The following is an 11,688-nucleotide window of genomic DNA, read 5'->3' on the forward strand; positions in this document are numbered from 1 at the left end:
CAACGTACAAACCTTTAGCTCAGCTGCCTATTTTTTTTGGGAAAAAGCTGCAAGATTCGCTGCATGTGCCTATCGCTTTGATCAATGCCAGTTGGGGTGGCACACCGGCAGAAGTGTGGACGCCAGATTCTATTATTCGCAAGGATGAGGAATTATTGATGGCAGCTAAAAAACAAAAACCTTCCGAATTTTGACCTCATGAACCCGGTGTGGCTTTTAATGCCATGATTGCACCCATTGCACGTTTTGCTATTGCCGGTGCAATTTGGTATCAAGGCGAAACAAATACAGCTTATCCATATACGTATGCAAAACTATTTACTGAAATGATGGGTACCTGGCGTAAAGCATGGAAATATAATTTCCCGTTTTATTATGTACAAATTGCTCCTTTTGCTTATGGTGAACCTTACGCTGGTGCCTTGTTGCAGGAACAACAAAGTAAGGCAGCAGCATATCCCAATGTTGGTATGGTAGTAATTTCTGATTTGGTTACCGATACTTCAAATATCCATCCCAAAAATAAACATGATGTGGGTGATCTGTTGGCGAATTGGGCTTTGGCAAAAATTATGAGTGGAAAAACATTACCTGTCAATCGCCTCATCTTAAAAATGTAACTATAAATAGCGACAAAGTATTGCTCAGTTTTGAAGACACCGGAGGCGGATTACTGATGAACGGGGCCAATGTGCAACAAATATGGGTTGCCGGTGCTGATAAAGTATTTTATCCGGCTGCTGCAAACATTGAAGGCAATCAATTAATGGTATGGAGCAGTAAAGTACAGTATCCTATTGCTGTTCGTTATGCCTTTGGAAATACTGCTATTGGTAATTTGTTTGGTAGCAATCATTTACCTGTAATCGCCTTCAGAACTGATAATTGGAAGTTGAATGCTGCGAATGATAAATAAAAATATGAATTGAATGTATATTTATAGGCAGAAATTGAATTTTAGAAAGGTCAATGATAAAAAAAGCCGCAAAATAAATTTGCAGCTTTTTTGTGTACTGTTTTCGTAGAGCGTACGGGAATCGAACCCGTGATTCATCCGTGAAAGGGATGCGTCTTAACCCCTTGACCAACGCTCCATTTGTTTTTGGGAGTGCAAAAATAGGGGTCGGCTGGTATCCCTCAAAATTTTTTAAGGAATTTATTTTTTCCCCCTGATAAATATATACTTTTTTGTTTACGCCGTATGGGAATCATTGATTTGATTTCTGTCAATTCTTTTCAAATCATTGCCATAACATAAATACAAAATGGATAGTTGGCAACAATGTTTTAATTTTGCAGCGATTTATCTTTTTAATCATTTAAATACTAGTAAAAATGAGTACAGTTAAAGTTGCCATTAATGGTTTTGGACGAATTGGCCGGTTGGTATATCGTCAGATTTTTAACATGGAAGGTATTGATGTAGTTGCTATAAACGATTTAACCAGTCCGAAAGTACTGGCTCATTTATTAAAATACGACAGTGCACAGGGCAGATTTAATGCCACTGTTGCTGCTACAGAAAATTCAATTATTGTAAACGGACATGAAGTTAAAATCTATGCACAGCGCGATCCGGCACAAATTCCCTGGGGTAGCCATCAGGTAGATGTAGTGATTGAATCTACCGGATTTTTCACCGATAAAGCAAAAGCAGAAGCACATTTAACCGCCGGAGCTAAAAGAGTACTTATTTCTGCTCCCGCTACCGGTGATTTAAAAACAGTGGTATTTAATGTAAACCACAATATTTTAGATGGTTCTGAAACCATTATTTCCTGTGCATCTTGCACCACCAACTGCTTAGCCCCAATGGCCAAAGCACTGAATGATGCATTTACCATTGAAGCAGGAAGTATGACCACTATTCATGCCTATACCAACGACCAAAATACTTTAGATGCCCCCCATCCTAAAGGTGATTTGAGAAGAGCCCGTGCAGCCGCTGCTAATATCGTTCCCAACAGCACCGGTGCAGCAAAAGCCATTGGTTTGGTGTTGCCTGAATTAAAAGGTAAATTAGATGGTGGTGCACAACGTGTTCCAGTTATTACAGGTTCATTAACTGAATTGTCTGCTATTCTTGCTAAAAAAACTTCAGTTGAAGAAATTAATGCAGTAATGAAAGCTGCCAGTAATGAAAGTTTTGGTTATAATGAAGATGAAATTGTAAGTAGCGATATCGTAGGCATGCACTATGGTTCCTTATTCGATGCAACACAAACCAAAGTGATTACCGTTGGTGATAAACAATTGGTAAAAGTAGTAAGCTGGTACGATAATGAAATGAGCTACGTATCTCAATTGGTTCGCACCGTTCATTATTTTGCAGGGTTAATTAAAAAATAATAAAATGCCGGTGTATGCCGGCTTTTTTAATGATACAATGTAATAAATACAAAGCTTTTTCTACTGAAATGCTTTCATTCTGATTAAAAAAATTTTATGAGCAAATTTTCCAATTTTAACTTCAAAGGGCATAAAGCTTTAATTCGGGTTGATTTTAATGTGCCTTTAGATGCGAATTATCAAATAACAGATGATAATCGCATGAAAGCTACTATTCCTACCATTCAAAAAATTTTGAAAGATGGCGGTAGTGTTATTTTAATGAGTCATTTTGGAAGGCCAAAAGATGGACCGTCTGAAAAATATTCTTTAAAACATTTGGTAGCACATTTATCGGTTTTATTAAATGGAACTTCTGTTCAATTTGCAGATGATTGCATTGGTGCACCAGCCTTTGCAAAAGCAGCAGCATTGAAGTCCGGCGAAGTGTTGTTGTTAGAAAATCTTCGTTTCTATAAAGAGGAAGAATTAGGCGATAAAGCCTTTGCCGAAAAATTGTCAGAATTAGGAGATGTATACGTAAACGATGCTTTTGGAACAGCGCATCGGGCACATGCTTCTACCGCAGTGATAGCGCAGTTTTTTCCAAAAGATAGAAAAATGTTTGGGTTATTGATGGAAGCAGAAGTGGCCAGTGCCGAAAAAATCATGCACCAGTCTGAAAAACCCTTTGTTGCCATCATTGGCGGTGCCAAAGTGTCTGATAAAATATTAATTATTCAAAACCTGTTAAAAAGAGCAACCGATATTATTATAGGTGGTGGAATGGCTTACACATTTATGAAAGCAAAAGGTGGTAATATTGGCAATTCATTATGTGAGGATGATCGGCTCTCAACTGCAAAAGAATTATTGATAGAGGCTGAGAAACAGGGGGTATGTATTCACTTACCCGGCGATAGTATCATTGCCAATAAATTTGCTGCCGATGCAGAAACTTCTGCGGCACCTTCTAACAATATACCCGATGGTTGGATGGGTCTAGATATTGGCCCCGAAGCCTGCATTCAGTTCACCAATGTAATTCATGCTGCAAAAACCATTTTATGGAATGGGCCTATGGGCGTTTTTGAAATGGCAAAATTTCAACATGGTACAAAAGCGATTGCTATTGCAGTTGCGACCGCTACTCAAAATGGAGCATACAGCTTAGTGGGCGGGGGCGATAGCGTTGCAGCGGTAAACCAGTTTGGCTTTGCAGATAAAGTAAGTTATGTTAGTACCGGTGGTGGTGCCATGCTTGAATATTTTGAAGGAAAAGAATTGCCCGGTATTGCTGCAATCAACAACTAAATAATAAGTATGCATACATATTTAACCACCCGAAAAGGGTGGTTTTTTTGTGTCATTTCGTCTGAAATTATTTTTTAGGCATATATTTTGAAAATGTAGCCCATTAATTAACAACAAACAATTATCTTACAAGCAATTTGGTGTGGAGTGAAAAATTAAATTTTAGTCATCAATGTACTAATTAAAAAAATAATTTAATTTTAATATTTTTACAAATCAATAAACCAGCTTATATGAACACAAAAACCCTTACTTTAATTGTAATTGCTGCAATCATTCTTTTATTAGGCGGTTGCGGCTGTAATGGCTATAACGGATTGGTACAGGGCGAACAGGCCGTAAAACAATCGTGGAGTAATGTAGAAACCAACTATCAACGCAGAACTGATCTGTATAATAGTGTTATTAAAACAATTGAAGGATCAGCAAATTTCGAAAAATCTACTTTAAAAGAGGTAATTGATGCACGTGCTAAGGCTACCAGCGTAAATGTAGATATTAACGATCCGCAAAGCTTGCAAAAATTTCAGCAGGCACAGGGTCAGTTACAAGGTGCATTTAGCCGTTTAATGGCTGTTGCCGAAGCGTATCCTAACTTAAAAACCACACAGGCATTTCAAGATTTTCAAGCACAAATAGAAGGTACCGAAAACAGAATCAATGTAGCCAGAAGAGATTATAATACGGCAGTAAATGCATACAATTTAAAAGTGCGCACTTTCCCGAATAATATTTTTGCAGGTATTTTTCATTTTACTGAAAAGCCCTATTATCAGGCAGATCCTGGAACAGAAAAAGCCCCGGAAATTCAGTTTAATATAAAATAATATAATATATAATACAGATGGGTATCTTCTCCAAAAAAAAGCCGGTTGATTTTTTTTCGCAGGAAGAAAAAGACCAGATTGTTGCAGCCATTCAAAAAGCTGAACTGGTTACCAGTGGTGAAATTCGGGTATATATTGAAAATACATGCCCCAATAGTAACCCGGTTGAAAGGGCAAAGGAGTTATTTACCCAATTAAACATGCATGATACCCGGGAACGTAACGGGGTATTGGTGTATGTTGCTGTAAAAAGCAGAAAACTGGCTGTTTTTGGCGATGAAGGCATACATGTAAAAGTAGGACAAAATTTTTGGGAAGATGCGGTTCAGAAAATGATCAGTCATTTTAATGCGCAACATTTTGCAGAAGGCATTGCAATAATTATAGCGCAAATAGGTTCTGCATTGCAGTTACATTTTCCTTTTAATAAACAAACCGATACCAACGAGTTACCCGATGATATTGTTTTTGGCGATTAGTTTCATTTAATGCAATACAACAGCCAATGGCGCAGGATAGTAGTCAATGAAAAAAATTATACTGATAAGCATTTTATTGTTGCAAACATTTTTTTGTTTAGCACAAGATATTTTACCTAAACCCAATCCACCCCGGTTGGTGAATGATTATGCCGGCGTACTATCTGCCGAACAGAATGCAGCACTTGAACAAAAGTTAGTGGCATTAGATGATTCTACCTCCAACCAAATTGCAATTGTGTTGGTAAAAACGTTAAATGGGTATGATGTAGCCGATTATGCCAATAAGTTGTTTCGGGCTTGGGGAATTGGTAATAAAAAAACAAACAACGGTATTTTAATATTAGCAGCTATTGATGACAGAAAAGTATGGATTGAAATTGGGTATGGTTTAGAAGGCGCTATTCCAGATATTACTACTTCAGAAATTTATAGAAATGAAATAGTGCCCGCCTTTAGAGATAAAAATTACTATCAAGGTTTAAATAATGCGGTAGATGATTTGGCTAAAGCTGCTGTTGGGGAATATAAAGTGGCAAGAAAACAAGACAAACCCATGGGTAGTGGTGCCATTATTTTTATCATTCTTTTATTAATTGTTTTTTTTATATTAAGAAGAGGTGGCGGCAGCGGTGGTGGCGGTGGATTTATTGCACCTATTTTACTTTCAGGCATGTTAAACAACAGAGGTGGAGGTAGTTGGGGTGGAAGTAGCGGTGGCTTTGGCGGCTTTGGAGGTGGAAGCAGCGGTGGCGGCGGTGCCGGTGGTGGTTGGTAAATGCTCAAAAAAGATAGTTACAAAGCTTACTTTAAATTGCATTGATCAAAAAAATAATATGCAAATAGATGCTGCATACTAGAAACCCATATTTTTGATACATAAATTAATTACTATTTAATCAAAAAATCATGAAACACTTATTTTTATGTTTATTCATTTTACCGGGTATAATTTCAGTTTCAGCCCAAACTATTAAATTACAACCGGGCACTCCATTTAAAACAATTACCGATATTAAAGTAAATACAAATCTCAATTTTGCCGGCCAGGATATTGAAACCGTTACTAATGCGGTTACCACTGCTTTAGATACCATCAAAGCTGTTAATGCTGATGGATACACTTTTTCTGCTACGATGAAACATATTAAAGGAGAAGTAAAAGTGATGGGGCAGGATCAAACTTTTGATTCAGATGATCAAAATTTAAGAAATAATCCTCAAATGGCCGATTTATTTAAAGCACTGAATACACCTAATATTATTGAGATTAAAAATGGTAAAATGATTGCTCAGTCACAAAAATTAGATGCCATTATAAAAATGGGTGGTGCTGATGATCAGGCCAAGTATGTATTAGCACTTCAACCTACTGATATTAAAGAAGGATATAGCTGGACTGATTCAACTGTATCCGATTCTTCTTCTAAAATTGTGAGCAATGCTACCATTAAACAGGTGAGTGATAATGCAGTTGTAGTTGAAATGCATGCCAATATCACTTTAAAAGAAAATATCAATAGAAATGGTATGGATATTGTACAAAACCTTACCGGGAAAGCTATTGCAACCCGAACATACAACAAAGCCAATGGGCTGTTAATCAACGAAACAAGTAATGTTGATTTAACCGGTACCATGGAAATGATGGGGCAATCTGCACCAGTTACTTCAAAAGGAACAATTGTAACCACTGTAGAATAAATTAGTATTTTAAATTTTCAACACCTGGTACTACTAAAATGCCGTACCTGCTTCAATAGGTACGGCATTTTTATAGGTTATGCACGGTATTTTATTTTAATTTTTCTTCAATGTATCTGGCTAAATTCATTTGTCCTAATCCATGTTTTTTAGATTTTAATTCATTGAGAAATAATTTAATAAAAGGATCTGTTTGTTCATGGTAAGCTTGTGGAATATCATTTTTGAATTGTATAATGTAATCTATTCCTTTTTTAAATTGTGTGCTATCAGTTATTTTAGACAGAAATACAGTAAAATCGGGCAATAGCTCAAACTTTTCCTGCCCAACGGGTAAGGCATTAAAGTTATAAGCCACATAATCAAAATTATCTGCATCTCCATAATGAATAAAGGTATTTACAATGGCTGAGCGTAAATGGCCTTTTGCAGTTACTTTACTTAATTGTAATGCTTGTTTAAAAGCTTCTGCACTATCAATTTTACTTAATGCACTTAATGCAGCTCCGGCAACTGAGTAAGATGAATCTTGTAAAGCGTCTACAAAAAAGTTTTTATAGTCTTTATTTTTTAATTTTCCCAATACATCAATAGCACTTGCCCTTACTAATTTTTTAGGATCAGCTTTTGCTAATTTTTCAATTTTATCAATAGTTGGCTGATGCAGGCTCTGATTGGTATTGTTAAAAATATTTAACGCATTTATTCTAATTCTAAAGAATGGATCATATAATGCATTTTCTACCAGGGTATAGCCCAGCACATCATCTAAATGATTACTGCCATAAATCAATGCCTCTCTTTTGTCTAAAAAGTTTTGTGCATGATTATATTGATAAAAAAATTCTGATACAGTTTTATGGTCTGTTTTTTGGGCTAATAAAATTTTATCAGCATCTACATTCACTAAATTGGGTTTTTCCGATACTTTAAAATAAAAGGTATCCACCTTGTTTTCGGCACAAACCTGATACCGTTGTCTGTTTTCACCTGTGTAAATATCAATGGCAAACGGAAGCCTGAAAATTTTTCCTGAAATTTGTTTTTGCTCTACAATTACTTTTTCTAACTGCGCTTTTTCATCATATATATAACTAATATCCAAAGCAGGATGCCCACTTCCAAAATACCACTGATTAAAAAACCAGTTTAAATCTTTTCCGGTAACTGCTTCAAAAGCCAGCCTGAGTTTAACGGCACTTCCATTGCCAAATTTATAGGTGTTTAAATATAAATTGAGCGATTTAAAGAATGCACTATCACCAACATAATTACGTAACATATGTAAAATTCGACCGCCTTTATTATAGCTAACGGCATCAAACATATCTTCCCTGTTCTGATAATAGAAACGAACCAAATCTTTATTGTCAGTATTACTTAAAAAATAATCATTCATATCTTTCCAATTCTGATAATCGCCCGCTTCTTTTCCATATTTATAAGTATCCCACAATACTTCGCTGTAATTGGCAAAGCTTTCATTTACGGTTAGGTTGCTCCAACTTTCACAGGTAACCAAATCGCCAAACCAATGGTGAAATAATTCATGTGCTATAGTTTCTTCCCAAATATTTTCATCAGTTAACTGTCTAGCGTCCTGCTGTGCACTTTCCTGATGCAGCACTGCGGTGGTGTTTTCCATAGCGCCGCTTACATAATCACGGCCTACAATTTGCGCATATTTTTGCCAGGGAAAATCAATTCCAAGTATATTCGAATAAAACTGAATCATTTCAGGTGTATGCCCAAAAATTTTTCTTGCAACTTTTTCGTATGGCTTTTCAACATAGTATGATACCTCTTTGCTTCTATAACTGTCTTTCACAATGGCATAGTCACCCACGCCAATAAAAAACAGATAAGGGCTATGCGGTAAATCCATTAACCAGGTATCTGTACGGGTATGGTTGTTGTTTTTTTGTTGTTTGATGAGTTTGCCGTTTGAAAGGGTAACATATTTATCGGGTACTGTTAGTATAAACTCATCCGTACATTTTTGATCCGGTTTATCAATAGTAGGAATCCATACTGAATTAGATTCTGTTTCTCCTTGCGTCCATATTTGAGTTGGTTTGTTTTTATCCTTTCCTAAGGGGTTTATGAAATACAAACCTTTTGCATCGGTAATTGCAGCACTTCCTTCTCCTTTATATTCATTAGGTTTAGCGGTATATTGAATGTAAATGGTATATTTTTCGTTTTGTGTATAAGTTCTGTCTAACTGAATTTTCAGTTGCATACTGTTATACCGGTATTGCAGTGGAGTTAGTTTGCCGTTTTTATCTACGGCTACTTTGTCAATATCCATGCCTTTGGCATCTAAGGTTAATGAATCGGTTGGATAGAAGTGGGGTTTTAAGGTTACCCATTCTTTGCCATTTAAGTAACTATGCTCATAATCGAATGATGCTTCCAATTTTGTATGTACTAAATCATTGATTTTGGTAGCAAATCCTCTGTAAATGGTTTGCCAGTCATTTTTATTTTGCGAAAATGCAGTGGAATGAACGATAACAAGTAAAACAATAAAAATTTTTTTCATGTGATTTTTTTAATTGAATGTTTAACTTTGATTTACCCAAATGAAAACGAACCATATTCATCGGTATGGTTTAATAAAGGGCAATAAAGATAATACGAGCAAAGACAGAATTGGTTAAAGAAACCCAAAAACATAAAAAAAAATTACGTGATTTTATCAATGTATCAGGCTCCATTTTTTTCTGTTAGATTTGTATAAACTTTTCCGGCACATGGTTTATAAAAAAAATTACCTGCAATTATTTTTAATAGTAATTGGTTTATTGATGTTTCATGCAATAGGGTATACTCAAAATTATCATTTCATCTATTTACAGTCTGCCAATAGGCAGCCATACACTGTTCATATCAATCAGCAGGATTGGACATCCACTTCTGGCGGATATTTAATTATACCCAAACTAATGCCCGGGGACCATCAGGTGCAATTACAATGGCAGCAAAATCCGAATTTGATCTTAAATTTTACCATTCCGGTAACCGATCAGGATGCGGGTTATAATATTACCAAAAGTGAAACAGGAAACTGGCAATTAAATGGTTTAAGTAATGAATTGGTTATTGCTGCCACCTTGCCGGTTACAGAATCAGCTGAAGTCGTGCAGAATGAAAAAATGGGGGATACAACTACAACACCTGTTTCTCAGCCCAATATGCAAAATAAAGACAGCGTTGCGCAGGAAGTAACCAATCAAATAAACAATGCTGCAGTCAAAGCAAACACAAATGCAGTAACCATGCCACCGCCTGTAGTTAAAACGGTGTCTAAAATGCAAACTACTGCTACTCAAAATAAGAACAGTATTGTATCAAAAACTTTTGAAAAAATGGGTGCTCAGGGATTAGATCAAATTTATGTTGATAAATCACAGGCTAAAGCAGATACTATTGCTGTGTTTATTCCCCTAAAACAAGCCCCTCGAGCTGAGGTGCAACCAGCTACTAATGTGGTTGCAGAAACCCCGGTTGAAACTAAAACTACTGTACAAACGGCTGCACCGGTAAATGCCGATACAGTGAATCATAAACCGGCAACTGAAGTAGTGCCTAATTCAACCCCAACCTGTATTCCTGCTTCGAAAGAAGATTTTAACAAAACAAGAATCGATATGGCATCTTCTAATACTGATGCAGCCATGATAGATGCAGCCAAAAAAGCGTTTGAAAAAAACTGTTATACAGTGGAGCAAATTAAAAATTTGGGCATACTATTTCTTTCTCAACAAAACAGGTTACAATTTTTCGCTGCTGCAAAAAACCATATAGTTGATGTTGGAAATTTTCATTCTTTAATCAATCAGTTTATCGATCCCAATATTATCGAACAGTTTAAATTACTTGAAAAAAACAATTAATTGGTAGTCAATGCCCCGTTATTTTTTAGAAGTATCCTATAAAGGTACCCGGTACAGTGGTTTTCAAATTCAGGAAAATGCTGCCACCATTCAATCAGAAATAGAGAAGGCCATGCAGGTATTATGGAAAATCCCTTTTCAGTTAACAGGGTCATCCAGAACCGATGCCGGTGTACATGCCCGACAAAATTTTTTTCATTTTGATACTGAAATACAAATACATCAAAAGCATTTATATAACCTAAATGCTATTTTGCCAAAGGATATTGTCATCCTGAATTTATATCAGGTGCCCATTCATGCACATTGTCGCTTCGATGCAACTTCCCGAGCTTACAAGTATTATATGCATCGCATAAAAAATCCGTTTCTTACAGAAACCAGTTGGTATTATCCTTATGTTTTGAAAGAAGATGCTTTGCACCAAGCGGCAGCAATAGTTTTAACTCAAAATAATTTTACTTCATTTTCAAAGAAAAATTGTCAGGTTAACAATTTTAAATGTTTCATAGAAAGCTCGGGCTGGGAAATAAATCAAAGTGGAATGCTTGTATATTCTATTACTGCCAACCGTTTTTTGCGGGGTATGGTTCGTGCCTTGGTAGCCACCATGCTACAGGCAGGAAGAGGCATCATTAGTCTGTCAGAATTTGAAGCCATTTTTCATGCCGAAAAAATTGCATCTGCTAATTTCAGTAGCCCGGCGCATGGATTATTTTTAGAAAAGGTACATTTCCCTTTTCAACTAATACCTGTTGAATTTGAATAGTTTTCATACAGCATTAGCGATATCCTTTTCTTTTTTTTCAATTTAAGTTTGGTAGTTTCCCAAATGCTTGTATCTTCGCCGCCCATTCAAAAAAAATGGTAGTTCTTAGAAAACATTCAGCAGAAGTTTTTCTTTTAAATTGTAAAAGTTTCAAAAAAGATTTTGGTGTTGATTTTCAGTAGTTTATCTTTGCATTCCGTTTTTTTAAAAAACAAGTTCTTTTACCGAATCAATCAACAATTTTTTTTTCAAAAAAAGGTTTAAAAAAGTTTGGTAGGGAAGAGTAGGGTTATTACTTTTGCAACCCCAATAACGATAGAGGGGAAGTGAGAGAGGGGATATGCGGGATAAGAAGAGGGGTAAGATAG

The 11,688-nt window shown here is 36.0% G+C and carries 11 protein-coding genes, 1 tRNA gene and 1 pseudogene; 11 read left to right on the plus strand and 2 right to left on the minus strand.

Annotated features, from left to right (window positions below; translation table 11 throughout):
• The 3 genes and pseudogenes from A0F92_RS01170 to A0F92_RS01180 form a co-directional block, all read left to right on the plus strand.
• A pseudogene (locus tag A0F92_RS01170) lies at positions 1-194 on the plus strand (sialate O-acetylesterase); the annotation flags it as partial.
• Between the two features lie 15 nt (positions 195-209).
• A complete protein-coding gene (locus A0F92_RS01175) occupies positions 210-620 on the plus strand; it encodes a sialate O-acetylesterase (protein ID WP_068240848.1) in 411 nt (136 codons plus the stop codon).
• Between the two features lie 20 nt (positions 621-640).
• Entirely contained in the window at positions 641-916 is a 276-nt protein-coding gene (locus A0F92_RS01180; protein ID WP_167516707.1) for a hypothetical protein, read from the plus strand.
• 106 nt (positions 917-1,022) lie between these two features.
• Here A0F92_RS01180 and A0F92_RS01185 read toward each other — a convergent pair.
• A tRNA-Glu gene (locus A0F92_RS01185) sits at positions 1,023-1,094 on the minus strand.
• Positions 1,095-1,335: 241 nt separating this feature from the next.
• Between A0F92_RS01185 and gap the strand changes: the two genes are divergently transcribed.
• The 6 genes from gap to A0F92_RS01215 all read left to right on the plus strand — a co-directional run bounded on the left by gap (position 1,336) and on the right by A0F92_RS01215 (position 6,652).
• Entirely contained in the window at positions 1,336-2,349 is a 1,014-nt protein-coding gene (gene gap, locus A0F92_RS01190) for a type I glyceraldehyde-3-phosphate dehydrogenase (protein ID WP_068240855.1), read from the plus strand.
• Between the two features lie 96 nt (positions 2,350-2,445).
• Complete coding sequence (locus A0F92_RS01195; protein ID WP_068240858.1) at positions 2,446-3,642, plus strand: phosphoglycerate kinase; 1,197 nt, start codon at positions 2,446-2,448, stop codon at positions 3,640-3,642.
• A 233-nt stretch (positions 3,643-3,875) separates the two neighbouring features.
• Positions 3,876-4,469, plus strand: coding sequence for a LemA family protein (locus tag A0F92_RS01200; protein WP_068240861.1), 594 nt, complete (start codon positions 3,876-3,878; stop codon positions 4,467-4,469).
• A 17-nt stretch (positions 4,470-4,486) separates the two neighbouring features.
• Entirely contained in the window at positions 4,487-4,948 is a 462-nt protein-coding gene (locus tag A0F92_RS01205) for a TPM domain-containing protein (protein WP_068240864.1), read from the plus strand.
• Positions 4,949-4,994: 46 nt separating this feature from the next.
• Complete coding sequence (locus A0F92_RS01210) at positions 4,995-5,726, plus strand: TPM domain-containing protein (protein WP_068240866.1); 732 nt, start codon at positions 4,995-4,997, stop codon at positions 5,724-5,726.
• 131 nt (positions 5,727-5,857) lie between these two features.
• Positions 5,858-6,652 carry a DUF6263 family protein gene (locus A0F92_RS01215; RefSeq protein ID WP_068240869.1) on the plus strand — a complete coding sequence of 265 codons (795 nt, stop codon included), beginning with the start codon at positions 5,858-5,860 and terminating at the stop codon, positions 6,650-6,652.
• A 91-nt stretch (positions 6,653-6,743) separates the two neighbouring features.
• Here the strand turns inward: A0F92_RS01215 and A0F92_RS01220 are convergent, their stop codons facing one another.
• A complete protein-coding gene (locus tag A0F92_RS01220; protein WP_068240871.1) occupies positions 6,744-9,197 on the minus strand; it encodes a M1 family aminopeptidase in 2,454 nt (817 codons plus the stop codon).
• A gap of 211 nt (positions 9,198-9,408) precedes the next feature.
• On the opposite strand from A0F92_RS01220, the gene A0F92_RS01225 reads away from it, so the two are divergent.
• Both A0F92_RS01225 and truA read left to right on the plus strand, forming a co-directional pair.
• On the plus strand, positions 9,409-10,551 hold the full coding sequence (locus A0F92_RS01225; protein WP_068240873.1) for a DUF4476 domain-containing protein: 1,143 nt from the start codon (positions 9,409-9,411) through the stop codon (positions 10,549-10,551).
• 10 nt (positions 10,552-10,561) lie between these two features.
• Entirely contained in the window at positions 10,562-11,320 is a 759-nt protein-coding gene (gene truA, locus A0F92_RS01230; RefSeq protein ID WP_068240875.1) for a tRNA pseudouridine(38-40) synthase TruA, read from the plus strand.
• The last annotated feature ends 368 nt before the right edge of the window (positions 11,321-11,688 follow it).

Source organism: Hydrotalea flava (assembly GCF_001623405.1).
GTDB classification, from domain to species: domain Bacteria; phylum Bacteroidota; class Bacteroidia; order Chitinophagales; family Chitinophagaceae; genus Hydrotalea; species Hydrotalea flava.

Bases quoted from the DNA above. Each gene is read 5' to 3' on its own strand.
- truA (WP_068240875.1), top strand. From the start codon at position 10,562: ATGCCCCGTTATTTTTTAGAAGTATCCTATAAAGGTACCCGGTACAGT.
- A0F92_RS01220 (WP_068240871.1), bottom strand. From the start codon at position 9,197: ATGAAAAAAATTTTTATTGTTTTACTTGTTATCGTTCATTCCACTGCA.
- A0F92_RS01225 (WP_068240873.1), top strand. From the start codon at position 9,409: ATGGTTTATAAAAAAAATTACCTGCAATTATTTTTAATAGTAATTGGT.
- A0F92_RS01205 (WP_068240864.1), top strand. From the start codon at position 4,487: ATGGGTATCTTCTCCAAAAAAAAGCCGGTTGATTTTTTTTCGCAGGAA.
- A0F92_RS01215 (WP_068240869.1), top strand. From the start codon at position 5,858: ATGAAACACTTATTTTTATGTTTATTCATTTTACCGGGTATAATTTCA.
- gap (WP_068240855.1), top strand. From the start codon at position 1,336: ATGAGTACAGTTAAAGTTGCCATTAATGGTTTTGGACGAATTGGCCGG.
- A0F92_RS01200 (WP_068240861.1), top strand. From the start codon at position 3,876: ATGAACACAAAAACCCTTACTTTAATTGTAATTGCTGCAATCATTCTT.
- A0F92_RS01195 (WP_068240858.1), top strand. From the start codon at position 2,446: ATGAGCAAATTTTCCAATTTTAACTTCAAAGGGCATAAAGCTTTAATT.
- A0F92_RS01210 (WP_068240866.1), top strand. From the start codon at position 4,995: ATGAAAAAAATTATACTGATAAGCATTTTATTGTTGCAAACATTTTTT.